The organism is Halomonas sp. Bachu 37 (assembly GCF_039691755.1).
Taxonomy (GTDB): Bacteria; Pseudomonadota; Gammaproteobacteria; order Pseudomonadales; family Halomonadaceae; genus Vreelandella; species Vreelandella kashgarensis.
Window position 1 is genome coordinate 797,489 of the sequence record NZ_CP137552.1, and the last position, 26,108, is coordinate 823,596.

The 26,108-nt window shown below is 59.7% G+C and carries 22 protein-coding genes; 9 read left to right on the plus strand and 13 right to left on the minus strand.

The annotated features are described in order from the left end of the window. Window positions 1-10: 10 nt before the first annotated feature. From rsxA to R5M92_RS03625, 6 genes are all read right to left on the minus strand, one after another. On the minus strand, window positions 11-592 hold the full coding sequence (gene rsxA / locus R5M92_RS03600; RefSeq protein ID WP_346797920.1) for an electron transport complex subunit RsxA: 582 nt from the start codon (window positions 590-592) through the stop codon (window positions 11-13). Further along, window positions 585-2,201 (minus strand): diguanylate cyclase domain-containing protein, encoded by a 1,617-nt coding sequence (locus R5M92_RS03605; RefSeq protein WP_346797922.1) that lies wholly within the window; start codon window positions 2,199-2,201, stop codon window positions 585-587. The genes rsxA and R5M92_RS03605 overlap by 8 nt, the downstream gene beginning before the upstream one ends. Before the next feature lie 182 nt (window positions 2,202-2,383). Further along, on the minus strand, window positions 2,384-4,420 hold the full coding sequence (gene metG, locus R5M92_RS03610) for a methionine--tRNA ligase (RefSeq protein ID WP_346797924.1): 2,037 nt from the start codon (window positions 4,418-4,420) through the stop codon (window positions 2,384-2,386). Window positions 4,421-4,524: 104 nt separating this feature from the next. Next, window positions 4,525-4,806 carry a hypothetical protein gene (locus tag R5M92_RS03615; protein ID WP_346797926.1) on the minus strand — a complete coding sequence of 94 codons (282 nt, stop codon included), beginning with the start codon at window positions 4,804-4,806 and terminating at the stop codon, window positions 4,525-4,527. Between the two features lie 137 nt (window positions 4,807-4,943). After that, window positions 4,944-6,125, minus strand: coding sequence for a 1-acyl-sn-glycerol-3-phosphate acyltransferase (locus R5M92_RS03620; protein WP_346797927.1), 1,182 nt, complete (start codon window positions 6,123-6,125; stop codon window positions 4,944-4,946). Between the two features lie 58 nt (window positions 6,126-6,183). Next, on the minus strand, window positions 6,184-7,143 hold the full coding sequence (locus tag R5M92_RS03625; RefSeq protein WP_346797929.1) for a recombination-associated protein RdgC: 960 nt from the start codon (window positions 7,141-7,143) through the stop codon (window positions 6,184-6,186). A 213-nt stretch (window positions 7,144-7,356) separates the two neighbouring features. On the opposite strand from R5M92_RS03625, the gene R5M92_RS03630 reads away from it, so the two are divergent. From R5M92_RS03630 to R5M92_RS03665, 8 genes are all read left to right on the plus strand, one after another. Continuing rightward, complete coding sequence (locus R5M92_RS03630; protein ID WP_346797931.1) at window positions 7,357-7,794, plus strand: thioesterase family protein; 438 nt, start codon at window positions 7,357-7,359, stop codon at window positions 7,792-7,794. Window positions 7,795-7,980: 186 nt separating this feature from the next. Further along, window positions 7,981-10,722, plus strand: a complete 2,742-nt coding sequence (gene gyrA, locus R5M92_RS03635; protein ID WP_346797932.1) for a DNA gyrase subunit A — start codon at window positions 7,981-7,983, stop codon at window positions 10,720-10,722. Further along, window positions 10,706-11,809: a 3-phosphoserine/phosphohydroxythreonine transaminase gene (serC, locus tag R5M92_RS03640; protein ID WP_346797933.1), complete on the plus strand. Its 1,104-nt coding sequence runs from the start codon at window positions 10,706-10,708 to the stop codon at window positions 11,807-11,809. The genes gyrA and serC overlap by 17 nt, the downstream gene beginning before the upstream one ends. A 5-nt stretch (window positions 11,810-11,814) precedes the next feature. Next, window positions 11,815-12,906: a prephenate dehydratase gene (pheA, locus tag R5M92_RS03645; RefSeq protein ID WP_346797934.1), complete on the plus strand. Its 1,092-nt coding sequence runs from the start codon at window positions 11,815-11,817 to the stop codon at window positions 12,904-12,906. After that, a complete protein-coding gene (locus tag R5M92_RS03650; protein ID WP_346797936.1) occupies window positions 12,903-15,155 on the plus strand; it encodes a bifunctional prephenate dehydrogenase/3-phosphoshikimate 1-carboxyvinyltransferase in 2,253 nt (750 codons plus the stop codon). Before pheA ends, R5M92_RS03650 begins: the two co-directional genes overlap by 4 nt. Beyond that, window positions 15,148-15,837, plus strand: a complete 690-nt coding sequence (gene cmk / locus R5M92_RS03655; protein WP_346797937.1) for a (d)CMP kinase — start codon at window positions 15,148-15,150, stop codon at window positions 15,835-15,837. The genes R5M92_RS03650 and cmk overlap by 8 nt, the downstream gene beginning before the upstream one ends. Window positions 15,838-16,023: 186 nt before the next feature. After that, window positions 16,024-17,709 (plus strand): 30S ribosomal protein S1, encoded by a 1,686-nt coding sequence (gene rpsA, locus R5M92_RS03660; RefSeq protein WP_346797938.1) that lies wholly within the window; start codon window positions 16,024-16,026, stop codon window positions 17,707-17,709. 400 nt (window positions 17,710-18,109) lie between these two features. Further along, a complete protein-coding gene (locus R5M92_RS03665) occupies window positions 18,110-18,490 on the plus strand; it encodes a histone-like nucleoid-structuring protein, MvaT/MvaU family (protein WP_346797940.1) in 381 nt (126 codons plus the stop codon). Between the two features lie 61 nt (window positions 18,491-18,551). On the opposite strand, the gene R5M92_RS03670 is transcribed toward R5M92_RS03665, so the two are convergent. Then, window positions 18,552-19,493: an AraC family transcriptional regulator gene (locus tag R5M92_RS03670; protein ID WP_346797942.1), complete on the minus strand. Its 942-nt coding sequence runs from the start codon at window positions 19,491-19,493 to the stop codon at window positions 18,552-18,554. Window positions 19,494-19,910: 417 nt separating this feature from the next. On the opposite strand from R5M92_RS03670, the gene R5M92_RS03675 reads away from it, so the two are divergent. After that, window positions 19,911-20,318 carry a hypothetical protein gene (locus tag R5M92_RS03675; protein WP_346797944.1) on the plus strand — a complete coding sequence of 136 codons (408 nt, stop codon included), beginning with the start codon at window positions 19,911-19,913 and terminating at the stop codon, window positions 20,316-20,318. A 40-nt stretch (window positions 20,319-20,358) separates the two neighbouring features. Here the strand turns inward: R5M92_RS03675 and R5M92_RS03680 are convergent, their stop codons facing one another. From R5M92_RS03680 to pilB, 6 genes are all read right to left on the minus strand, one after another. Further along, window positions 20,359-21,231 carry a DNA replication terminus site-binding protein gene (locus R5M92_RS03680; protein ID WP_346797945.1) on the minus strand — a complete coding sequence of 291 codons (873 nt, stop codon included), beginning with the start codon at window positions 21,229-21,231 and terminating at the stop codon, window positions 20,359-20,361. Window positions 21,232-21,271: 40 nt separating this feature from the next. Continuing rightward, on the minus strand, window positions 21,272-21,502 hold the full coding sequence (yacG, locus tag R5M92_RS03685) for a DNA gyrase inhibitor YacG (protein WP_346797947.1): 231 nt from the start codon (window positions 21,500-21,502) through the stop codon (window positions 21,272-21,274). A 70-nt stretch (window positions 21,503-21,572) separates the two neighbouring features. After that, window positions 21,573-22,169 (minus strand): dephospho-CoA kinase, encoded by a 597-nt coding sequence (gene coaE / locus R5M92_RS03690; protein ID WP_346797948.1) that lies wholly within the window; start codon window positions 22,167-22,169, stop codon window positions 21,573-21,575. Between the two features lie 34 nt (window positions 22,170-22,203). Further along, window positions 22,204-23,049 (minus strand): A24 family peptidase, encoded by an 846-nt coding sequence (locus tag R5M92_RS03695; RefSeq protein WP_346797950.1) that lies wholly within the window; start codon window positions 23,047-23,049, stop codon window positions 22,204-22,206. 60 nt (window positions 23,050-23,109) lie between these two features. Then, window positions 23,110-24,339, minus strand: coding sequence for a type II secretion system F family protein (locus R5M92_RS03700; protein ID WP_346797952.1), 1,230 nt, complete (start codon window positions 24,337-24,339; stop codon window positions 23,110-23,112). Window positions 24,340-24,342: 3 nt separating this feature from the next. Then, a complete protein-coding gene (pilB, locus tag R5M92_RS03705) occupies window positions 24,343-26,100 on the minus strand; it encodes a type IV-A pilus assembly ATPase PilB (RefSeq protein WP_346797954.1) in 1,758 nt (585 codons plus the stop codon). Between the last annotated feature and the right edge of the window lie 8 nt (window positions 26,101-26,108).

Consider the following 26,108-nt stretch of genomic DNA (forward strand, 5'->3'; position numbering starts at 1 on the left):
ACGTTAAAGCTCACCCCTGAACAAGACCGGAAAAACCCAGAAACGCCAGCGACATCAAACTGGCGGTGACCATGGCGATGGCCGCGCCGCGAAATGGCTTGGGAACATCGGCCGCAGCCAGTCGCTCGCGCATAGCGGCGAACAGTACCAGCACCAGGGAAAAGCCGATTGCCGCTCCCAGTCCGTAAAGTGTCGCTTCGACAAAGGTAGATTGGCGGTTGAGTGAGAGCAGGGCGACCCCCAGCACGGCGCAGTTGGTTGTGATCAAAGGCAGGAAGATGCCCAGCACCTGATGCAGCAAGGGGCTGGTTCTGCGCACCATGACCTCGGTGAATTGCACCACGGCGGCGATAACCACGATAAAGGCGATGGTGCGTAGATATTCGAGCCCCAAGGGTACCAGTAATGCGTGGTAGACCACATGGCTTGCCGCCGAGGCGAGGGTCAGCACGAACGTGGTGGCCAGCGACATGCCGAGAGCGGATTCGAGCTTGTTGGACACACCCATGAACGGGCAGAGGCCGAGAAACTGGACCAGCACGAAGTTATTGACCAGCGCCGTGCCGAGAAGGATCAACAACACTTCATTCATGGGTATAAACGGAAGCCGCGTTGATAGGTTGGGTCTTATCGTACAGCATCACCCGGTTGCGTCCGGCATTCTTGGCTTGATAAAGCGCCTCGTCAGCGGCACTCATCAGGGCGGAAGCATCACGAGTTTCGTTGTGGATGTAAGAGGCAACACCGATACTCACCGTTAGATGGGAGGCAACGGGAGAAAAATCGTGAGGGTACGCCATTTCGGCAATGCTATTACATAGCTCCTGGGCAAACCGTATGGCGTCCTGCGCAGGCTGATGGAGCAGGATGGCGCTGAATTCCTCGCCTCCCGTGCGAGCGATGGTCACCCCGTGAGGCTCGCAGTGGTGCTTCATGCAGTCGGCGACTTCCTTCAAGCAAAGGTCTCCTCGCGGATGGCCGTAATGGTCGTTGAACAGTTTGAAGTGATCGATATCCAGCATCATGACCGACAAGGGCCGTGACGTGTCGCGAGCCGCATCGACTGCTTCGTTGAGCTTGGCGTCGAAGAAGCGGCGATTGGGTAGTCCGGTCAGCGCATCATGGGTGGAGAGTTCGCGCAGTTCATCGGTCAATTGCTCTTGGCGTAGCAGTTGAGCTTCGAATTCCCGCGCCAACGAGCCGATTTCATCGTTGCGGTTGCGCAAACGGTGGCTGAGCCGGGGGCCAAGATGGAGATTGAGCTGGTAGGGCTCAAGCTGTTTAGTAAAGCGGGTCAGGGCTCGCAATGGCTGCAGGACCATGCGTTCCAATAACAGCAGCACCGTGGCGATGACCAACAGCATCAGTCCGCCGGTCCATAACAGGGCGTAAACGAAGGTGGTGAAACTGGCACGATAGTTGTCGCGATCGAACAGCGTGCCCAACGAGAGCATGGAGTGATCCTGGGCGGAGGGAAGAAGTCGCCGGGCTAGGATAATACCCTCGTCAATGGTGTAGGAAGACGGTATCTCGGTATCGGCAGCCGCCGTGTCGAACGTGACGGCAAGTCCTGTATGAGCTTCCATCATGTTGGTGAATTCATCGTCCATGTGCCGCACCTTGAACAACCAGCCCTGGGCGGGGCCGCTCTCATCGGTGCGCAGGATAGGATTGCTGGCGATAATGGCGAGTGAAGGCTGGGTGTAGACGTCACTTCGTCCCTCGCTGGGGTCATTCGCGAGCGAAGCCTGGAGCGGGCGGATGTAAGGCGCCGCCCAGCGACACGAGTCGTCTGCTTCGCTGCAGCTGGCATAGCGCCCGCTCTGCGGGTCCAGGCCGGCGATCCAGTGGACTTCCTTGTCGGAATCGAAAAAGACCATCAAGTGATAGCCCATCTCCTCGAACATGTTCTGGCTGAAATTCACCTCGGCATAACGCGGATACGCATCCTGGACGAATTCGTACGTGTCATCCCATGTTGCCCAGTCACGCACTTGTGCCAGCAGTTGCTCTTGATTCAGGGCCAGGCTGCGCTCGAGTCGGTCGAGCTGCTGGGAAACCAGGCTACGCTCCTCTGCCAGAAGCGCGGGCAGGACAATCCACTTGCCGATCATCATCAATGCCAGCAGAGCCATCAACAGCACCCCGCCAAGGGCCAATAAAAAGCGCGAGCGAAGCGACGAGATTAGCATTAATGGCATTCAATGACCTGCGGCGGCTAATGACCTGTGTTGGCTAATCACTTGGAACGGTCATATTGGGATATGTATTGCCTTCAGTATTTCTATCGGCAGAAAACGCTCCAGCGTGAAAAAGATGCTCCAACGTGAAAAAGGGCAGACACGACTTGCTGTCTACCCTTCAGCGCCGATCAACTGGCGTATCAGGTGACCCGCTGGCCGGGCTCGGCTCCGGTATCCGGCGAGAGAAGATAGATACCCGCCTCGTTGGCCGAGGCCAGCACCATGCCTTCGGAGAGGCCGAAACGCATCTTGCGCGGTGCCAGGTTGGCCACCATCACGGTGAGACGTCCTTCCAGTGCTTCCGGGGCGTAGGCGCTGCGAATGCCCGAGAAGACGTTGCGGGTTTCGCCGCCCAGATCGAGCGTCAGCTGAAGCAGTTTGTCAGCACCTTCGACATAGTTTGCCTTGGCGATACGCGCGATGCGCAGATCCACCTTCATGAAGTCCTCGAAGCCGATCTCCGCCGCGATGGGATCGTCGGCGAGCGGGCCCTTGGGGGCGTCCTTGAGTTTCTGTTCTTCCACTAGGTCCTCCTTCGAGGCTTCGATCATGGCATCGATCCTGTCGCGTTCCACCCGTGTCATCAGCGCCTTGAACTTGTTGATTTCGTGATCGAACATGATGTCGTGGCGGCTATGCCAGTCCAGACTGTCAAGCGCCAGGAACTGGCGGGCCTGCTCGGCCATAGCCGGTACCACCGGCGCTAGATAGACCATCAACTGGCGGAACAGGTTGATGCCCACCGAGCAGATATCCACCACATCCTGTTCGCGTCCGGGCTGCTTGGCCAGCACCCAGGGCTCTTGCTCGGCGATATAGGTATTGGCTTCGTCGGCCAGCTCCATGACCCGACGCATGGCGCGGCCAAATTCGCGGACTTCGAAGTCCTCGGCGATGGCGTCGCCGGCCGCGATGAAGCGTGCCAGCATCTGCGGTTCACTGCAGTGGGTGGAGAGCTTGCCGCCGCCGAGCTTGTTGATGAAACCGGCGCAGCGGCTGGCGATGTTGACTACCTTGCCGACCAGGTCGGAATTGACCCGGGCGGCGAAGTCGTTGAGATTCAGATCGAGGTCGTCGACGCCTGAGGTCAGCTTGGCGGCGAAGTAGTAACGCAGGTACTCGGGGTTCAAGTACTCGGCATAGGTCGCTGCCTTGATGAAGGTGCCTCGTGACTTGGACATCTTCGCCCCATCCACGGTGACGAAGCCGTGGCAGTTGACCGCTGTCGGGGTGCGCAATCCTGCGCCGTGCAGCATGGCCGGCCAGAACAGGGCGTGAAAGTAGACGATATCCTTGCCGATGAAGTGATAGACCTCGGCGTCGGAGCCGGGCTGCCAGTAGCTGTCGAAGTCCAGCCCCTCGCGATCACACAGGTTCTTGAAGCTCGCCAGGTAGCCGATAGGCGCATCCAGCCAGACATAGAAGTACTTGCCCGGTGCATCGGGAATCTCGAAGCCGAAGTAAGGGGCGTCGCGGGAAATGTCCCACTCGTTGAAGCCGGATTCGAACCACTCCATCAGCTTGTTGCGAATCTGCGGCTGGACATGGCCGTCATTGATCCAGCGCTGCAGGAAATCGGCAAAATCCGGTAGCTTGAAGAAGTAGTGGGCGGAGCTGCGTACCTCGGGCGTCGCCCCGGAAATGGCCGATACCGGATCGATCAGCTCCGCCGGAGTATAGGTGGCGCCGCAGGCTTCGCAATTATCGCCGTACTGGTCTGGCGTTTGGCACTTCGGGCAGGTTCCCTTGATGAAGCGGTCGGCGAGAAATAGCCCTTTCACCGGATCGAACATCTGCTCGATATCACGGGTGGCGATATGCCCCTTGTCGCGCAGGCGCCGATAGATCAGTTCGCTGAATTCACGGTTCTCCACGGAGTGGGTGGAGTGGTAGTTATCGAACGCCACGCCAAACCGGGAGAAATCTTCCTGATGATCGCGGGATACTCGCTCGATCAAGGCTTCCGGGGTGATGCCTTCCTGCTCCGCGCGCAGCATGATAGCCGTGCCGTGGGCGTCGTCGGCGCAAACATAGTGACACTGCTGGCCCCGGCTTTTTTGAAAGCGCACCCAGATGTCGGTCTGGATGTATTCCAGCAAATGACCGAGGTGGATGGCGCCGTTGGCATAGGGCAGTGCGCTGGTGACCAGAATCTTGCGCGGAGCGGTTTTGGACATGGAAGAGGGATCCGTTGACGACAGGCAGTGACAGAAATGGGTGACGTATAAAGGGCGAAGATTGTAGCGGTCTTCGCCCCGGGCTTCATCCGGCTGGAAGCGGGTCAGTACAGCGCTTTTTCTTCCAGCACGACTTCGCGCAGCAGCTCCAGGTATAGCTTGTCCGCTTCGGAATGCTCGCTTGGGTCCTCGGGAATATGCACGCTCGTGGTATCGGAAATTTCGTTGGCGATGCGTGCCATGACATCGTGGCCGCTACCCTCTTCGATATGCTTGCGAGCGACTTCCAGAGACTGCTCCAGTATTTTCGGGTCCTGCAGGAGTTTGCGAATGAAGCCCCGAAGTTCGTTGATAATGCGTGTTTTCTGAATCTCAGATGCGGACATGACAATCTCCTTTACGCCATGATCGGCGCTTGATTGGACAGGCCGGGGAATTTCCTGACCATAGCATTTTTTGGCCTCGACGGCATGCTTGGCCGGCCCGCCGCCGGGATCGGTAATGCTGCCCTGGTTAGCTTCGCCTACGAAGTCAGGCGCCCGGCTTTATGCTTGACCGGGTTGGCATACTGAACCAGCCACCAGGACTGCAGATGAGCAGGCACGGCAGCCAGACGCTGTTCAAACCGCTCGCGGTCCGCTCGAGAAATCTCCTTTCTCGCCACCAGCTCCGGTGCTTCGCCGAGTTTCTCCAGAGCGAGATAATGGCTCGGGTAGAGGCGGTAGCCGCCGATTACCTGGCGGTCGATCTCGGCGGCCACTTCATCGGGGGTCGCCATGTCGGCGCCGATGGGTGTGCCGAAGCGCAGTTGGACACGCCCCTTATCACCGGTAATGCCCGTCACGATGGATTGGATGTCCTCGAACTCGCTCTTGGCGTAGTTGCCCTTGGTTTCCATGTCATGCAGTTCCTGGGCTTTCTGCACGTCGCAAGGGTCGAACTCGTAGCTGATCGACACCGGCACCAGCTTGAGCTCCTCGATGGTGGTGCCGAAGGCCACGTCGCGCTCGGCGGTGCGCCGCGCCATGGTCAGCATCTTGATGATGGCGGGGTCGGTGCGGTCAATCCCGTTCTTGGCGCGACCTTCGCGCTGGGCCATCCAGATGGAATGATTGTCCTCGGTGATCGAGTGGCGAATATAGGCGGACAATTGCTGATAGGCAGCCAGCATGGCGCGCTTGCCCCGGGCGCTGCGCGGTACGATGAAGCTCTTGTTCAGCCGCATCAGGTCGGTGACGTAGGGCTTTTTCAGCAAGTTATCGCCGATCGCGATGCGCACGGTATCGCGCTTGGCCTGGTAAAGCGCATAGTTGACGAAAGCGGGATCGAGAGAGATGTCACGGTGGTTGCCGATAAACAAGTAGGCGCTGTGCGGGTCGAGCTTGTCCAGCCCTTCCACCTTGAAGGCGTCGGTGGTCGTGCGGATCATGCGATCCATGTACGACGCGATGCGCATCTGGAAGTCGTGAATGGTGGCCACACCCTTGATTTCACGTCGTACGGCATAGCTTGCCAGAGCCCGCGCCAGCGGTGGGGCGATGCGCGCCAGGCGCGGCAGGCGAAAGCGCGTCAGGGCATTGAGCAGTTCCGGGTCCCGGGACAGGCGGGCGAGGACTTCGGCGGCCTCGTGATCCATATAGGGACGGACGTCGGCCCAAGGGTCCTGGGAAGTATCAGAGCGTAAGGCGTCGGTGGTATCAGTCATGCGATCCGTGTGCTAATCAACGAGTGATGGTGAACAGGCGAGGCGGCAGCCGCCTGGCTCAGGCTGGTGCCGAGAGCGGGGCTGCATCCGTTGCGCCATCTCGTGTGGTTTCGGTCTCGCCATCCAGCCATTCGACCAGGCGGGCGATATCTTGCGACAGCGCTTGCGCCATGAGAATGAAGTCGGTTTCCAGCCTGACCAGGGCGTCATCGCCATCCTCGGCGTGGTCCGCTTCCTCGATCAAGGCATCGCCAAAGCGCAGCGACTTGAGAGCCAGGTCGTCATGGAGTACGAAAGCCAGGCGTCCCTCAATGTTCAACGCCAGTTTACTGGCTTGTCGGCCGCTTTCCAGCAGCTGCTGTATTTCGTCGCTATCCAGATCGACCTGACGCGCGCGCAGTACGCCATCGTCGCCCTTGGCCTTGAGTTCCACCTGGTCGCCCAGCTGCAGATCGCCGGGTCGCGAGGCGGCGTCGCTGAGCCAGGTGGTCATGGCGCGGATAGGCAGGGTCTTTGTCGCCAATGGCGTGACCTTGAGGCTACCGAGCGTCTCCCTGAGCAAATCCAGAACCTCTTCGGCGCGGCTGCGGCTGCTGCTGTTGATGCCGATCAGATTGTTGCGCGTATCCCACCACAGCTCCACCTTCTGGCTGCGCACGAATGCACGCGGCAACAAGGCTTCGGTGACTTCTTCCTTGATCGCGGTCTTTTCCTTGCGTGACAGCTTGCGGCTCTCCTGGCTCTCCAGCTCGGCGACACGCTCCTCGACTTCCTCGCGTACCACCGAGGCGGGCAGTAAACGCTCCTGGCGCAGGGCCGCCATCAGCCGCTGCCCCTGCAACTCATGCAGTAACTGTCCCGAGCCCGCTCGGCCGGCGGGAGCGCACCAGCCCATGCGCCGGGCGTCGGCGCCGCCTAGTGGCCGGGCCAGCTGGGACGACAGGGCCTCTTCTAGTTGCGCTGTGGCGATACTGGGCGCGCCGTGTAGACGATAAAGGTGCAGATGCTTGAACCACATGACGTATGTCCTGTGCAAAAGGCTGCATATTATGGCGAAAGTCAAGGGTGGGTACCAGTATTGCAATTCTGTGTCGCTACAGGAATAGCCTGTGTTGCGCACGTTTCAAACTTATGTTTGATTGAATGGCTTGCCCAATCACTGCCATTTTTTTCGGCGAACGTGAATGTGCTGGCAAACAAAATATTTGGCGATCATAAAAAGGAGAAGTTCATGACCCAATCGTTATCGACGATCAACTTGCGGGTGCGTGGTTACCATCTGGATGGCTACGGCCATGTCAACAATGCCCGCTACCTGGAATTCATGGAGGAAGGGCGCTGGGCGTTCTTCGATCAGCATCCCCGGCTGATGGAGCGCTTCAAGCAGGCCGGCATGGCCTTTGTGGTGGTCAATCTCAATATCAATTACCGCCATGCCGCGGTGAATGGCGACGATCTGATCATCAGCACCGGTATCACCGAGGTCGGTGGCCGCAGTGGAGTCTGTCACCATCAGATACGCCGCGCCGATGGCGCTCTGGTGGCCGATGCCAACTTGACCTTCGTGCTGCTCGATGTACGCGCCAACAAGGCCTGCGCCATCGAGGGCGAACTGCACGAAACGCTGACTCGCCTGAGGGTGGACCCGACGGCATTCGAGCGTTCCTGAGGTGAAGTCGAGGGTTTGACGGTGGTGTTCCCAGCGCGCTGGTCGAGGCCGTTCGGCCTGCGTTGCCCGACTGCCCTTGCTGCGTTCTGGGTGGTATGATGGGCGGGTAATTGCGCGCCATGCCACGGCATTTTATTGCGCTTTCAACTCTCGCTGTGCCAACGCAGTGCAAAGGATCTGACTTTCATGGGTGACATCGCCAGAGAAATCCTGCCCGTCAACATCGAAGACGAGCTCAAACAGTCGTACCTCGACTATGCGATGAGTGTCATTATCGGCCGGGCGCTGCCTGACGTCCGCGACGGCCTCAAGCCAGTTCACCGGCGTGTGCTGTTCGCCATGCATGAACTGAGCAATGACTGGAACAAACCGTACAAGAAATCGGCTCGTGTGGTCGGCGATGTGATCGGTAAGTATCACCCGCATGGTGACAGCGCCGTATACGACACCATCGTACGCATGGCCCAGCATTTCTCCATGCGCCATGTGCTGGTGGACGGCCAGGGTAACTTTGGTTCCATCGATGGCGACAACGCCGCTGCCATGCGTTACACCGAAGTGCGCATGGCCAAGCTGGCGCATGAACTGCTGGCCGATCTGGAAAAAGATACCGTCGACTGGGTGGACAACTACGACGGTACCGAGCGTATTCCCGATGTCTTGCCGACCAAGGTTCCCAACCTGCTGGTCAATGGTTCTTCGGGCATCGCGGTGGGGATGGCGACCAATATCCCGCCGCACAACATGCGCGAAGTGATCGACGGCTGCCTGGCACTGATCGACGATTACACCCTCTCCGTCGACGACCTGTTGGAGTACATTCCCGGTCCCGATTTTCCCACCGGCGCCATCATCAATGGCCGCGCGGGGATCATCGAGGCCTACCGTACCGGCCGCGGGCGCATCTATGTACGTGCCTGTCACACCATCGAGCATGACGACAAGACCGGTCGCGACCACATCATCGTCACCGAGCTGCCGTATCAGGTGAACAAGGCGCGGTTGATCGAGAAGATCGCCGAGCTGGTGAAAGAGAAGAAGATCGAAGGCATCGCCGAGCTGCGCGACGAGTCGGACAAGGATGGCCTGCGTGTGGTGATCGAGGTCAAGCGTGGCGAGTCCGGCGAGGTCGTGGTCAACAACCTCTTCGCCCAGACCCAGCTGCAGAATGTCTTCGGCATCAATATGGTGGCGCTGGAGAACGGTCAGCCGCGCACCCTGAACCTCAAGGAGATGCTGGAAGCCTTTATCCGCCATCGTCGAGAGGTGGTGACCCGGCGCACTCTGTTCGAACTCAAGAAGGCCCGTGAGCGCGGCCATATCCTCGAAGGTCTGGCGGTAGCGATCTCCAACATCGACCAGGTCATCGAGTTGATCAAGGCCTCACCCAACGCCACCGAAGCACGCGAAAAGCTGCTGGCTCAATCGTGGGAGCCAGGCCAGGTCACCGGCATGCTCGAGCGCGCTGGCGCTACTTCATGCAAGCCTGAGGGGCTGGAAGAGGGCTACGGGCTCAATCCTTCTGCCACTCAGTACCGTTTGTCACCCGCCCAGGCCCAGGCGATTCTGGAATTGCGCCTGCATCGTTTGACAGGGCTTGAAACCGAGAAGCTGCTGGATGAATATCTGTCGATTCTCGAGAAGATAGCCGAACTGACCCACATCCTCGCGTCCGCGGATCGGCTGATGGAAGTGATTCGCGAGGAGCTGCATGCGGTCCGCGACCAGTTCGGTGACGATCGGCGTAGCGAGATCCAGGTCAGCCGCCTCGACCTGAGCATGGAAGACCTCATCGCTGAAGAAGACATGGTGGTGACGGTGTCGCGTTCGGGTTACGCCAAGACCCAGCCGCTGTCGGATTACCAGGCCCAGCGTCGCGGCGGGCGCGGCAAGTCCGCTACCGCGATGAAAGACGAGGATGTCATCGAACACCTGCTGGTGGCCTCGACTCACGATACCGTGTTGCTGTTCTCCAACCGCGGCAAGGTCTACTGGCTCAAGGTGTACGAGATGCCCAATGCCAGCCGTGGCTCGCGCGGCAAGCCGCTGGTCAACCTGTTGCCGCTGGACGAAGGCGAGGCGATCAACGCCATCCTGCCGGTGCGCGACTACGATCCCGAGCATTACATCTTCTTCGCCACTGCCAAGGGTACGGTCAAGCGCACGAGCCTCGAGCAGTTCTCGCGGCCGCGTAGCGTCGGGCTGATCGCCATCGACCTCGAAGAGGACGATCGCCTGGTCGGCGCGGCGATCACCTCCGGGTCGGATCATGTGATGCTGCTCTCCTCCAATGGCAAGGCCATCCGGTTCGAGGAAGGCAATGTGCGCGCCATGGGCCGCACGGCACGAGGTGTGCGCGGCATGCGTCTGCTCGACGGGGCCGAGGTCATCAGCCTGATCATTCCCAAGAGCCAGCAGATCGATACGGAAGCTGCCGAAACCGAGGATGACGCGACGGAAGAGGGCCTTTCGGAAGCGGGTAATGGCGGCCAGATCTATATTCTGACCGCCAGCGAGAACGGCTACGGCAAGCGCTCGCGGCTGGAGGAGTTCCCGCTGCGCGGGCGCGGCGGCCAGGGTGTCATCGGCATGCAGACCAGCGAGCGCAACGGCGCCCTGGTGGCGGCGATGCAAGTCTACGCCAACGATGAAATGATGCTGATCACCGACCGCGGCACCCTGGTGCGTACCCGCGTCGAAGAGGTCTCGGCCACCTCGCGCAATACTCAGGGCGTCATGCTGATCCGTCTGGGCAAGGAAGAAAAACTGGTCAAGACGGTGCGTGTCGACGAGCCGGACGAAGACGAAATGGCCTCGATCCTCGACGAGGAGGGCAACGAGCTGCTGGCCGGCGACGCACAGGACAGCGACGCTACCTCATCTGAAGACGGCCCACAGGAAAACGACGCTAATGACACGTCTCTATAACTTCTGCGCCGGCCCGGCGGCATTACCCCAGGCGGTTCTGGAGCGCGCTCGCGAAGAGCTGCTGGATTATCACGGCCGCGGGCTTTCGGTCATGGAAATGAGTCACCGCTCGCCCGAGTTCGTGGCCATTGCCGAGCAGGCCGAACGTGACTTGCGCGAGCTGCTGGCGGTGCCGGACAACTATCGCGTGCTGTTTCTCCAGGGCGGGGCGAGCCTGCAGTTCGCCATGGTGCCGATGAACCTGCTGGGGCGGGGCGGCAGCGCCAATTTCGCCTGCACCGGCATCTGGGGCAAGAAGGCCATGGCCGAGGTCGAACGCCTGGGGCTACCTGGCCACTTGGCGGCCAGCAGCGAGCCCAACGGTCACACGGCGGTTCCCACCCAGGCGGAGCTTTCGGTGAGCACGGATGCAGCCTACCTGCACTACACCTCCAACGAGACCATTGGCGGCTTGGAGTATGATTATATTCCCCAGGCGACCCGGCCCGATGGCAGCCCGGTACCGCTGGTGTGCGACATGTCGTCGAACATCCTTTCCGGCCCTCTGGATGTCTCTCGTTTTGGTCTCATCTATGCCGGCGCCCAGAAGAATATCGGCCCCGCGGGGCTGACACTGGTCATCGTGCGCGATGACCTGCTCGACCAGGCGCAAGAGGCAATTCCTACCCTGTTCGATTACAAGGCGATGGCGGCGGCGGGTTCCATGGTCAACACGCCCCCCACCTACGCCTGGTACCTGTCGGGGCTGGTCTTTGACTGGCTGAAAAACGACATCGGGGGCTTGGCCGCCATGGATGCTCTCAATCAGCGCAAGGCCGACAAACTGTATGCCGCCATTGATGGCAGCTCGTTCTATTCCAACCCCATCAAGCCTGCAAATCGTTCGCGCATGAATGTTCCCTTCGTGCTTGCCGATGCTCGCCTGGAGAAGACATTTCTCGACGAGGCCGAACAGGCAGGGCTGCTCAACCTGAAAGGGCACCGCAGTGTCGGCGGCATGCGGGCCAGTCTATACAATGCCGTCCCGGAAGCCGCCGTGGACGCGCTGATCGGTTTCATGGCCGATTTCGAGAATAAAAGAGGCTAATCCGCATGTCAGACACTCCCGTCAACCTGGATGAGTTGCGTCAGAAGATCGATCGAATCGATAGCGATATATTGCGCTTGATCAGCGACCGGGCTTCCTGCGCGCAGCAGGTGGCCAAGGTCAAGCAGGGCCAGGACCCGGATGCGGTATTCTACCGGCCCGAGCGGGAAGCCCAGGTATTGCGTCGTATCATGTCGTTGAACAACGGGCCGCTGGACAGCGAGGAGATGGCCCGTCTGTTTCGCGAGATCATGTCCGCCTGCCTGGCGTTGGAGCAACCGGTCAAGGTGGCTTATCTGGGGCCCGAGGGCACCTTCACCCAGCAGGCGGCGCTCAAGCATTTCGGCGAGAGTGCGGTGAGCCTGCCGATGGCGGCGATCGATGAGGTCTTCCGTGAAGTCGAGGCGGGGGCGGTCAATTATGGGGTCGTGCCGGTCGAGAACTCCACCGAAGGCGTCATCAACCATACGCTCGATTCCTTCATGGACTCGTCGATGCGGATCTGCGGCGAAGTGGTGCTGCGAATCCATCATCACCTGCTGGTGGCGGATACCACGCTACGCGATAAAGTGTCCCGCATATATTCCCATCCGCAATCCTTCGCTCAGTGCCGTAAATGGCTCGATGCGCACTATCCACGCGCCGAGCGCATTCCCGTTTCATCCAATGCGGAAGCGGCCCGGCTGGTCAAGAGCGAATGGCATAGCGCCGCCATCGCGGGCGATATGGCGGCCAAGCTGTACGGGCTGACCCCGTTGGCGGAGAAGATAGAGGACCGTCCCGACAATTCCACGCGCTTTCTGATCATCGGTAACCAGGATGTGCCGATGGCCGGCGACGACAAGACTTCCCTGGTAGTGGCCATGCGCAACCAGCCTGGCGCCCTGCATGCGCTGCTCGAACCGTTTCATCGCCACAATATCGACTTGACTCGCCTCGAGACACGGCCTTCGCGCAGCGGCGTGTGGAACTACGTCTTCTTCATCGACTTCAAGGGTCATCGCGAGGAACCGCAGGTAGAGGCGTTACTGGAGGAAGTGCGCCTGCGAGCCGCCGAACTCAAGGTGCTTGGCTCGTATCCCCAAGGCGTTCTATGAAGGTCAGGGAATCACGAATTGTCATTGTCGGGCTGGGCTTGATAGGTGGGTCCCTGGCAGCGGCGTTGCGTGAAAGCGGCTTTCGAGGCGAAATCTTCGCTTGCGACCCGAGTGCATCGGAGATCGAGCTGGGTATCGAAATGGGCTTGATCGACAGCGGCGATACCGAACTCGCCTCACTTGTCGATGACGCCAGCATGATCGTGCTGGCGGTGCCGGTTCTGGCCATGGAAAGTGTCATGGGCGAACTGGCGGCGTGTCTCGATCGGGCCGCCGATGATGTGGTCATCACCGATGTCGGCAGTACCAAGGCTGCGATTCAGCAGGCGGCCGAGCGGGCTTTCGGTAGCATGCTGCCCAACCTGGTGCTCGGTCATCCCATCGCCGGCTCGGAAAAGAGCGGGGTGGCGGCGTCCAATCCGGCGCTTTACCAGAAGCACAAGGTCATCCTGACCCCCTGTGAGAATACTCATTCCCAGGCGGTTCGCCGCGTTCGCGAATTGTGGGCGGCGTGTGGTGCGCAAGTGTTGGAGATGGATGTCGAGCGCCACGATCAGGTGCTGGCCCGTACCAGCCATCTGCCGCATCTGCTGGCGTTTTCGCTGGTCGATACCCTGGCAAGACAAGATCAGCGCCTGGATATCTTTCGCTACGCCGCCGGCGGGTTTCGTGACTTCACTCGAATCGCCGGCAGCGACCCGGTGATGTGGCGCGATATCTTCGTCGCCAATCGAGATGCCGTGCTGGCGTCGCTGACCGATTTCGAGGCGGGACTGGGGCGCTTGCGCCAGGCAATCGAAGCGGGCGACGGCGATGCCATGCTGGCCACCTTCGACCGCGCCAGCCATGCCCGACACTATTTCGAATCGTTATTGAACAAAACCAGTTACCAGGCGGAATATCAGATGCAATCACATGGCAAGCTGAACTTTCGAGTGAGCCCCGGTGGCCGTGCCCAGGGCCAATTGCGCGTTCCCGGCGACAAGTCGATTTCTCACCGCTCCATCATGCTGGGCGCAATGGCCGATGGCGTGACCGAGGTTCAGGGTTTTCTCGAAGGCGAAGACAGCCTGGCGACGCTCCAGGCGTTTCGCGAGATGGGCGTTGCCATCGAAGGGCCGCACCAGGGCCGCGTGACCATTCACGGTGTGGGCATGCACGGGCTGAAGGCGCCTGCGGGTCCGCTGTATGTGGGTAATTCGGGTACCGCGATGCGCCTGTTCGCCGGATTGCTGGCGGGGCAGGCCTTCGACAGCGAATTGACCGGTGACGAGTCTCTCTCCAAGCGGCCCATGGGGCGCGTGGCCGACCCGCTGCGCCTGATGGGAGCCCGGATCGAGACCACCGAAGGCGGACGGCCGCCGCTCAAGATCAGCGGTGGCGCGCCTTTGCAAGGCATCGATTACGCCATGCCCATGGCAAGCGCCCAGGTGAAATCCTGCCTGCTGCTGGCCGGGCTCTATGCCACGGGTGACACCCGGGTGCGCGAGCCCGCCCCCACCCGTGACCACACGGAGCGCATGCTCAACGGCTTCGATTATCCGGTTTCTCGAGAAGACGATACCTGCTGGCTCAAGGGCGGCGGCAGCCTGACCGCAGGCCCGATCGATGTGCCTTCGGATATTTCCTCGGCGACGTTCTTTTTGGTGGCAGCCGCGATCACGCCGGGGTCGGACATTACCCTGGAACATGTAGGGATCAACCCGACGCGAATCGGCGTGATCAATATCCTGCAATTGATGGGGGCCGACCTGCGGCTGGTCAATCAGCGTGAGGTGGGTGGCGAGCCAGTGGCCGATCTGCATATCCGCTATGCTCCTCTCAAGGGCATCGATATTCCCGTGGAGCAGGTGCCGCTGGCCATCGATGAGTTTCCGGCGTTATTCATTGCCGCTGCCAACGCTGAAGGCACGACCCGTCTGCGCGGCGCGGAAGAGCTGCGAGTCAAGGAGTCCGATCGCATCCAGGCGATGGCGGATGGCCTTGCCGTACTGGGCGTGCCCCATGAAGTGCTGAATGACGGCATCGATATCATCGGTAACGGCGACTCCGGCCCGAGCTATGGTGGAGGTTGTATCGATAGCCTGGGCGACCATCGTATCGCCATGGCCTTTGCCGTAGCCGCTCTACGCGCCAGTGAAGAGATCCTGATTCAGGATTGTGCCAACGTGGCGACCTCCTTCCCCGGCTTCATTGAACTGGCCGCCCGTATCGGCTTGACGATCGACAAGGAGACGGCGAATGCATGAACAAGTGCCGGTTCTCACCATCGATGGCCCGGGCGGCGCCGGCAAGGGCACCATCAGCAGCCTGATCGCCGAGCGTCAGGGCTGGCACCTGCTGGATAGCGGGGCGCTGTACCGGCTGACCGCCCAGGCGGCTATCAAGCATGAGGTCGCCCTGGATGACGAAGCCGCCCTGGCGGAGCTCGCCGCTTCCCTGGATGTTGAGTTCCCCGTATCGGATGGCGTGCCTCAGGTCCTGCTGGAAGGGCAGGACGTGACGCGCGCGATCCGCACCGAGGCGGCTGGAGAGCGGGCTTCACAGGTGGCGGCCCTGCCTTCCGTGCGCACGGCGTTACTGCAGCGCCAGCAAGGTTTTCAGCAGCCACCCGGGCTGGTGGCGGATGGGCGCGACATGGGCACCGTGGTTTTCCCCCAGGCGCCGCTCAAGATATTTCTGACCGCATCGGCCTCCGAACGTGCTCGCCGGCGTCATCTGCAGTTGCAGGAAGCCGGGGTGGATGCTAGTCTTTCGAGTCTTTTGAAGGAGATTCAGGCACGCGATGCACGCGATATGCAACGCAGTGTGGCACCTCTCAAGCCGGCAGATGATGCCATTACGCTTGATACCACGCGCCTGAGCATACCGGAAGTGGTAGATCGGCTGACCGAATTGCTGGCCCAGCGTGGCATGGCGTCCGGCACCTGATTCTCCCTTGCGGCGCCCCTGGATTGATGTCATGACGTGGCAGGGCACTAGTTCTCACATTTCCGTGAGCCCGGCCAGGTCGAACCAGCGCTAACATCCCCGGGGGCAGAGTACATTAGGCCCGCACTTGCTGGTGGTGCGGAGAAGGCATTCTTGCCTCAACAACGTTGATCACGTAGGAACACCATGAGCGAAAGCTTTGCTGAACTGTTTGAACAGTCTCTTAACGACATCAACATGGAGCCGGGCGCCATTGTCGCGGCCCAAGTTGTCGATATTGATGGTGATTGGGTTACCGTCAATGCCGGTCTGAAATCCGAAGGCCAGATCCCTGCATCGCAGTTCCGCGATGAGAATGGCGAACTGAACATTGCCATCGGCGACGATGTGCATGTGGCCCTGGAAGCGGTGGAAGATGGTTTCGGTGAAACTCGTCTGTCCCGTGAAAAGGCCAAGCGCGCAGAAGCGTGGAAGATTCTGGAAGCCGCCTTCGAAAAAGACGAAATGATCAAGGGCGTGATCAACGGCAAGGTCAAGGGTGGCTTTACCGTCGAGGTCGACTCCATCCGTGCTTTCCTGCCGGGTTCGCTGGTCGATGTCCGTCCGGTGCGCGATACCGCTCACCTGGAAAACAAAGAGCTGGACTTCAAGGTCATCAAGCTCGATCCCAAGCGTAACAACGTCGTGGTCTCCCGCCGTGCCGTTCTCGAAGCCGAGAACAGCGCCGAGCGTGAAGCACTGCTGGCAACGCTTCAGGAAGGTCAGCAGATCAAGGGTATCGTCAAGAACCTCACCGACTACGGCGCGTTCGTGGATCTGGGTGGCGTCGACGGCCTGCTGCACATCACCGACATGGCGTGGAAGCGCATCAAGCATCCGTCCGAGATCGTGGCCGTCGGCGACGAGATCAATGTCAAGGTGCTCAAGTTCGATCGCGAGCGTAACCGTGTTTCCCTGGGTCTGAAGCAATTGGGCGAAGATCCGTGGGTCAACATCAAGAACCGTTACCCCGAAGGTACCAAGGTTCACGCCACGGTCACCAACCTTACCGACTACGGCTGCTTCGCCGAGCTGGAAGAGGGTGTCGAAGGTCTGGTTCACGTTTCCGAAATGGACTGGACCAACAAGAACATCCATCCGTCCAAGGTCGTGCAAGTGGGCGACGACGTCGACGTGATGGTGTTGGATATCGACGAAGAGCGTCGTCGTATCTCCCTGGGTATCAAGCAGTGCACCGCTAACCCGTGGGAAACCTTCAACGCCGAGTACAACAAGGGCGACCGCGTTTCCGGTACCATCAAGTCGATTACCGATTTCGGTATCTTCATCGGCCTGGAAGGCGGTATCGACGGTCTGGTTCACCTGTCTGACATCTCCTGGACGGAAACCGGCGAAGAAGCAGTTCGCAACTTCAAGAAGGGCGACGAAGCCGAAGCCGTTATCCTCTCGATCGACCCGGAGCGCGAGCGTATCTCCCTGGGCATCAAGCAGATGGATACCGACCCGGTTGCCGAATTCCTGTCCGTCAACGACAAGGGCGCTATCGTGACCGGTCGCGTTATTGAAGTGGACGCCAAGGAAGCCCAGGTTGAACTGGCGACTGACGTCATTGCCGTGCTCAAGGCATCCGAAATCAGCGCTGACCGTGTCGAAGACGCGCGCAACGTGCTGAGTGAAGGTGACAGTGTTGAAGCCCGCATCGTCGGTGTGGATCGCAAGAACCGTCAGATCAACCTGTCGGTGAAGGCGAAGGAGCAGGACGATACACGTCAGAACCTGAAGAAGCTGCGTGAGCAGGATTCTGACACCGATACCGCTGGTGGTCCCACCACGATCGGTGACCTGATCAAGCAGCAGATGGGTCAAGACTGATCCGCTGACTTGTTCGATAAAACGCCGCCCTCCGGGGCGGCGTTTTTTTTGCTTGTCTGACTATTCTTTAAGTTGTCGCTTAATACTGTATTGCTGTTGTCGGTGATATTGAAGCTGAAGAACTCAGTCGCTACTGTCTTGTCTCATTTACTGCTTCCACCTGATTTAACCATGTGTTTTAGCGGGTGGTGCAATGAAGAGTGAGATTAAGTTTGAACTAATAGAACCAAAGGGAAATTTAAGCGTCATACTGGAGATTAGAGCCAGTGGATTTCATTAAAGAAGCAAAAAAACGTCCTTTCCTGTTGTCACTGATAGTTTTTACAGGAATAATATCGCCGTGCCTTGTTTAGGGTTCGGTTAATGCATCCCGCCCTGCGTTTCGTTAAAAGGAAAATCTATGTCACTTCTAAGTGAATACATCCAGAAAGAGCAGCAGCTGAAACAGCTGCAGGAAGATCTTCAGCGTCTCGAGAACGATCAGCGCCTGAAAAACGAGCTCGAGTTCAAGGACAAGCTTGAAAAACTGATGTCTGAATTCAATAAAAGCCCGGCGGATGTCCTGGCCTTGTTGGGTTCCGGTCAGGAGTCCGGTGCCAAGTCAGCCTCTACCACCAATAGTGGTAATGTGCGTCGCAAGCGTCGCCTCAAGATTTACAAGAACCCCAATACCGGCGAAGTGATCGAAACTCGCGGTGGCAATCATAAGGGGCTGCGTAGCTGGAAGGACGAGCATGGTGATGAAACCGTGGAGTCCTGGCTGGTTCGCATGGAAGACTGAGCTGTTACTGCAGCACACTTGTCTAGGTGTGCTGCAGACGGCTGTAGAGCCCGACAGGTGCTCAATCCATGGAAGAGAGGGGGACGCGAATCTCGATGCCATTACCATGCCAGAGAACGCAAGGTGGTTCCCCTGAAAGGTAATAGCCTTTGGCCTCGAATAGTATCCAGTTAAGCAAATTCTGTAAAACGGGCTTCAACTGGTCGATTTCTTGAATGACCGTACTGGCATGGTAGTGTGACGGAATATACTGTCGCCGGTAAGGTACTGGCAAGGCAATACTTTCAGCGATACTGTCATCTTTCACGTAGACGCCAATATCGGTCCGAGTGGATAGGGAGATAGTAGCGGTTGAGATAGTAGCGGTGGAATTAGTAGCGGTGGAATTAGTAGCGGTGGAAATAGCAGCGGCGGAATTAGTGGCGGAGATGGCAGCAGAGTTCCCGGCGTGATCAGCCACAGCGTTGATGCTGGAAGCAAGCGCATCGGGTAGCAGCACTATCGGCACCGCTTCTTGCAGGCGTGACTGGAAACAGCTTATCGCGTTACAGTGCTGCGTATGGCTCCCCAATTCATCGATACTTTCTGGCGCTTGGTACAAGCGCATCGTCAAGGCCTGGCCGGGACGACTTTTCTCGATGGTGGCGGTTATCTCAGTCTGGGCGAGTTCGTTTTTTAAACGACTGAATATCGCCTGGCGAAAACCTCTCGGGCTTAGTGCATATTGCCGCTGAAATGCACGCGAGAAGGAAGAGTGATTCGAATAGCCGCAACGTTGTGCAATATGCGCTATATTTTGCGGAGAATAGGCAAGTAATACAGCAGCTCGTTCCAGCCGCCGTTTCTCACGGTATTTGCTGGGTGAGACATTGAAGCAGTGGCGAAATTGGCGACGTACCTGCGAAGAAGAATAGCCAAGGTGCTTGGCAAGTTCATCGATGCTAAGGGGGCTTTCCAAGGCTTCTTGTAGCCAGATTTCAGCTCGTGTCATTGCATGGAACATATCTGGCACTCCTGTGCTACATCATCCAGGCGCGGTTTATAATGCGACCCGTGGGAATTCCCCCGATGCCATGGATTGAGGACTGTAGTGAGCCTTGTAGAGGCGTCCTACAGCTAACGCTTTTTGCGGCAAAGTTGAACTGTGTGTAATTCACGATTCTTTTAGTAACATGGAGTTACTTGGCTGTTGGCCTCCTCGTGTCTTCCCGGCACCTTCAAATGCGTTCTTACTTTATGCTGGTAACCGAGGTGCGAAGGCAAGTTTGGCTGGCGAGTTTACGCGTTTGAGCACAATTAATAGGGTAATTGCCTGTAGCCCATACAGGCGGAAGCTCTCGGAGAAAATTGCCCGAGTCGAGTTGAAAAGTAATCGACGAGAGCCAAGAAAGACGTAATGTGACGACTGCGTGGTGGCATCATGGATTACCACGATGACGTCATACTGTGTTTACGGAAAGGACAAGGGACGGCAACCGGCCGCCACCTTGCGAACTGGATCTCGATGAAATATCAAAAAGCCCCTAAACCTCTGGATGAACGTGACAAGCTGCGCAAGTTTCGTGAGCTTGACGATGCCTTCGCGGATGCGTTGCGCCAACTCGATGACCCCAACAATGCGCTGGGCATTCCGACCGGCCCGCCGGTAAGATCGCTGCAGTCGCTGGAAAATGAGCAAGCTCAGGTTGATGCCGAAGAGCGCGAAAAGCAGTTCAAGCGTCAACTGGATGCGCTGCTAGCGGAACATGACCAGCCCGCAGCCAGCGTAGGTCAATTGTTGCAAACTCTGCTCGATTACGATTTGTGGCAAGAGCCGCAGCAAAAGTGATCTAAACGGCGAAGCACTGTGGCTGTTCTAAGCGCGGCCATTACCGATAACGATAGACTCGCACACTAGGCAGGAAGGGCTCGTCCTCCAGTTTCTCGTCGCGTCGCCTGGCGCGGGTGCGCTGTAGCGGGGGATGAGCGGGCGGCGTGTTGTAATCGGGCAGGCGGCCGCGGTGGATGGGGACGAACAGGGGCAGGGCGACATTCATCGCCTGGCGAATATGTCCATCTGCCAACGGTTCCACATAGAACAGATTGGCGCGCATCAGCGGGGCCTGACGTTGAACCTGAGCCAGAGTCTCCTGCGAGGGAATATCGGCGAGCTTGCGAAGCTGAATTCGTACATGGGCCGCGTCGGTATCCAGCTGTAACAGCTTCTGTTCCGCTTCAGCCACGGTGAGCCGCTTGATCGAGCGCCCACTGGCATACCATGCCAGACGCACCCTGGCCACGGCAGCCGGCGCTACCGGCAGGTGCCGCCAGCACTGCTTGAGATGTAGTCGCGCCAGCCCCCCGCCACGCAAGGCTTCGTTCACATCCGGATGACGCTTGGGCAGCCTGGCCTTGGCTTCGCTGACACCTTGGGGGCTGCTCGTCTTGATCCGGTTGATGAGTCGGCTGATCTCTTCCTTGGCGCTATTGGCCTGCAGTACCGCATCCATCAACCGTTCGTCGGCACCAATCAGGCCAATATAGTTGCGCGTCTCGCGTCCGTCTTGCCCCTCCTCGTGCCACATGTCGAACAGGGCGCGGCGCAGCCACTTACCCGCGTCCTCTTCGTGCTCGAATATCCAGGCGGGATAATTTCCCTGCTCGAATATCAGAGCGACCTGTTCGAGTTGCTCGAGCAGGGTATCGAAGGCGCTCTCGAGCTCCGCCAGCAGGCGGTAGGTAGCGGACGGCAATTCAGGCATGGGTCGGCGCTCTAAGAGGCGGTCATAGATCAAGGGAAGTTCAGCTAAGCGGGGCGTCACGGTCGGCGTTGGCCAGCAGGCGGTCCAGGTCGGCTTCGTCCATGGCGGATTCGCCGGCGATGCGGTGGGATTCCTCCGCCCAGGCGCCGAGATCCAGCAACTGGCAGCGCTTGCTGCAGAACGGACGAAACGAGCTTTCGGGTACCCATGGCACTTTCTTGCTACATTGCGGGCAAGCCACTTCAAGGGGGGCTTTTGTCGGTGACGGCATTCTGTCTCCATTAGATAAGCACAGGCAAGCAGGCGCTTGATGTGGGCGAGGGTCGGGACGGTTGCTCGGGCTAGAGAATCTGGCGATAACGCCGATCCAGAACCGCGACCTGGTCGCGCATGAATTCTTCGCTGCCACTATTATCGATCACATCGTCCGCTCGTGAAAGCCTTTCCCGGCGTGGGATCTGGGCGGCGATGATGGCGCTGACCTGAGCTTCCTCGACGTTGTCCCGCGCCTGGGTGCGCGCTATCTGCATGGCCTCGGGCACATCCACCACAACGCAGCGATCCACCAGTTGATCCTGGCCCGACTCGAACAACAGCGGTGACACCAGCAGAACGTAGGGGGGATTGTCCGCCTGCAAGCGCGCAAGATGCTCGAGCAATCGTTCGCGTACCCGAGGATGAGTCACCGATTCCAGCCACTGACGCTGCTTCTCGTCGTCAAAGACCAGTGTGCGCAGGGCGCGCCGGTCCAGGTTGCCATCGTCCTGCAGGATACCCTTGCCGAAGCGGCGCTCGATGGCACGCAAGGCCGGCTCGCCCGGTTGCACGATTTCCCGGGCCACGTCATCGGCATCCACCCACGGAATGCCCAAGTCGCCAAAGGCCCGCGCCACGGTGGATTTCCCCGAGGCGATACCCCCGGTAAGGCCTACGATCATGCAAATTCACCCTGTCTCAAGACCTGCTGCCGGATCACAAGAATAGCCCAGTGTAGGCGGCCATCAACTCGTCACCCACCAGCAAGGCAACCCATCCGGCCACGGCCAGGAACGGGCCGAAGGGCATCGGGGCGCCGCGCAAGCGGGGCAGGGCCAGCTGAATGAGGATGCCCAGAATAGCGCCGATACCGGCGGAGAGCAGCAACAGCAGGGGCAGGAACTGCCAGCCCATCCAGGCGCCGAGTGCCGCCAGAAGCTTGAAGTCGCCGTAGCCCATGCCCTCCTTGCCGGTGAGCAGCTTGAACAGCCAATAGAAACTCCACAGCACCAGGTAGCCCGCCATGGCGCCGATGACCGCCGAGCTCAGCATCAACGGCTGGAAGGCGAGCTGGTAGATGAACCCGGCCCACAGCAATGGCAGGGTGAGAATGTCCGGCAGCAATTGCGTGCGGAAGTCGATCACCGCCAGCACCAGCAGGGCCAGGCAGGCGGCATAGAGAAACACCGCTTCCAGCGTGGCCCCATGCAGGGCAACCACGGCAACGGCGAAAGCCGCGCCGGCAAGCTCCACCAGCGGGTACTGGGCGCTGATCCCGGCGTTGCAATTGGCGCAGCGCCCCCGGCGCTTGAGCCACCCCAGAAGCGGAACATTATCGTGCCAGGCGATCGGCGCTTCGCAGGCGGGACACATGGATTTCGGCGTGGCGAGATCGAAGCGTGGCGTTGCCTCCATGGGAAGCTCCAGCGCATCGCGGGCCTCCAGGCGCCAGCGACGCATCAACATGACCGGCAGGCGAGTGATCACCACATTGAGAAAACTGCCGAAACACAGGCCCAGCAGGATAACCAGAGGCCATAAAACCAGCGGAGGAAGCGCCATCTAACGTGTCGTCCTGTTGTCAAAAATGAAAGTCTTAGGGGGCCAAGAGTCGTGGAAGCCTTATATGGCAGAGCCCAGATTGAAGATCGGCAGGTACATCGATACCACCACGCCGCCGACCAGCACACCCAGCACCACGATGATCAAGGGCTCCAGCAGCGAGGTAAGCGCGTCCACCTTGTTGTCGACCTCCTCCTCGTAATAATCGGCGACCCGGTTGAGCATGGCATCGAGTGAACCCGCTTCCTCGCCGATGCTGACCATCTGCACCGCCAGGGCGGGAAAGCGATTGGTCATGCGCATCGAGAAATGCAGTTGCTGACCGGTGGCCACGTCGTGGCGAACCTGCTCCACCGCGCGTTCGTAGACCTTGTTGCCGGTAGCGCCCGCGGCGGTATCGAGCCCCTCCACCAAGGGGACGCCGGAAGCGAACGTGGTGGCCAGGGTGCGGGCGAAGCGGGCGACAGAGGACTTGTCGATGATATCGCCGATCACCGGAAAACGCAGCAGCAGTGAATGCAGGCGGTACGCCAGTTTCGGGGAGCGCTTGGCTCCCTCCCGCAGCAGCAGCACGGCAGCGGCAAGACCGCCGATAACATACAACCAGTAGCGCTGGGCGAGCTCGGAAAGATGCACCGTCAGCTGCGTCAGTGCCGGCAGCTCCGCCCCGAAGCTGTTGAACATGCTCTCGAACTCCGGCACTACCTTGATCAACAGCAGCAGAGTGACGCAAAAACCGATCGCCAGTACCGCCGCCGGGTACCACAGCGCCTTCTTGACCCTCGATTTGAGCGATTCGACTTTTTCCTTGTAGATCGCCACCCGGTCGAGCATCTTGTCCAGCGCCCCGGCCTGTTCGCCTGCCGCGACGAGATTGGTGAACAGCCGATCGAAATGCTTGGGGTGGCGGCGCAACGCATCGGAGAAACTCGAGCCGGCGGATACTTCGTTCATCATCTGCTGGACGATCGCCGCCATGGCGGGTTTCTTCAGGCTTTCCGCCACTACCTGAAACGCCTGCAGCAAAGGAATACCCGCACGAATCATGGTGGCCATCTGGCGGGCGAATACCATCACATCCTTGGGCGTGATGCGCCCCGAGCCGCCTATGCCGCCTTTCTTGCTGACCCGGCGCACGGTGATGTTCTGCTTGCGCAACTCGGCGGAGACTTCGGCCTTGGTGCGACCGATCATCTCCCCGTTGATGGCGCGATCCCCCGGCCCCTTGCCTGACCACTTCCAGCGAAACAGCTTGATGGTATCGTCACGTTGACGCTTGGCCTTGGCCATTGCTTACTCCTTGGTGACCCGGTTGATCTCTTCCAGGCTGGTAATGCCCTCCATTACCTTGAGCAAGCCGCTGCGGTGCAGGCTGGGATAACCCTCCTTGCGTGCCTGCTCGTCGATTTCCATCGAGTTGGCGTTGCACAACACCAGGTGGCGCATGTCATCGGTAATCGGCACCACCTCGTAAACCCCCACCCGGCCCTTGTAGCCATGGGTACACTGCTTGCAGCCCACCGGCCGAAAGATCTTGGCATTGCCGATCTCGTCGGCGGTAAAGCCTTCCCGTTGCAGCGCCTCGTGGGGAATATCCGCCGGCTCCTTGCAGTGTTTGCACAGCTTGCGCGCCAGGCGCTGGGCGATGATCAGGCTCACCGAACTGGCGATATTGAACGAAGAAACGCCCATATTGGCCAGGCGGGTCAAGGTTTCCGCCGCGGAGTTGGTATGCACCGTGGACAACACCAGGTGGCCGGTCTGGGACGCCTTGACGGCGATATCGGCGGTTTCCAGGTCGCGTATCTCGCCCACCATCACCACGTCCGGGTCCTGGCGCAGGAAGGCGCGCAAGGCGCTGGCGAAATCCAGCCCGATCTTGGGCAGCACATTGACCTGGTTGATGCCGGCTACCTTGATCTCCACCGGATCTTCCGCCGTGCAGATATTGCGCTCCACCTGGTTGAGGATATTGATGCCGGTGTACAGCGAAACGGTCTTGCCGCTACCCGTCGGCCCGGTGACCAGGATCATGCCCTGGGGTTGTCTGAGCGCGGCTTCGTAGTGCAGGCGCTGGGGCTCGGTAAAGCCCAGCTGGTCGATGCCCATCTGGGCGGCGGCGGGGTCGAGTATCCGCAGCACGATCTTCTCGCCGTACACGGTGGGCAGCGAGTTGACGCGAAAATCCAGCGAGCGGGTGCGCGAAAGCTTGAGCTTGATGGCGCCATCCTGGGGCAGGCGTCGCTCGGAAATATCCAGCCGGGACATGATCTTCAGACGTGCCGCGATGCGTGCGCGCATGGCGAAGGGCGGGCGTGCCACCTCGATCAGCATGCCATCCACGCGAAAGCGCACCCGGTAGTGGGTCTCGTAGGGCTCGAAGTGAATATCCGAGGCGCCCCGGCGGATGGCGTCGAGCATGATCTTGTTGACGAACTTGACGATCGGTGCGTCATCGCTGTCCTGCGAGCTCTCCTCCAGCGGCACTTCCTCGCCGTCGGCAGTATGCATGACATTTATTGAGCCGACCGCATCGTCGACGTCTTCGAGCTCGTCGAGCATGCTGCGCTCGTTCTGCGCCAGGTAGCTCTCCAGCGCGGTGGTGAGCTGGTCCACCGGAGCGAGCACCCCCTCGACGCTCAAGCCGGTAGCGAACTGCAATTCATCGAGCTGGGTCAGGGTCGCGGGGTAGGGCACCGCCACGGTCAAGCGGTGACCGTGGCGAGCCAGCGGCACCACATTCAAGCGGCGCAACACCTTGACCGGATAATCCGCCGCGGGGGGCAGGGAATCGAGGCGCAGGCTGTCCAGAGCCACCACCGGCAAACCGTACTCCCAGCCCGCCGCCACGGCGGCTTCGCCGGGGTCCACCTGGCCGCTTTCGACGACGAATTCCAAAAGAGACAGGTCTTGCTCGATAGCGGCGGCTTCCGCCGTGGCGGCCTGGGCCTCGGTCAGCAGGCCGTGCTTGACCAGGCGCTGGGCGACACCGCGCAGCCCGCCGCGCGCGGCGGCATGGCTGAGCGTGGACTGGTAGGACGGTTGGCTCATTGGATACC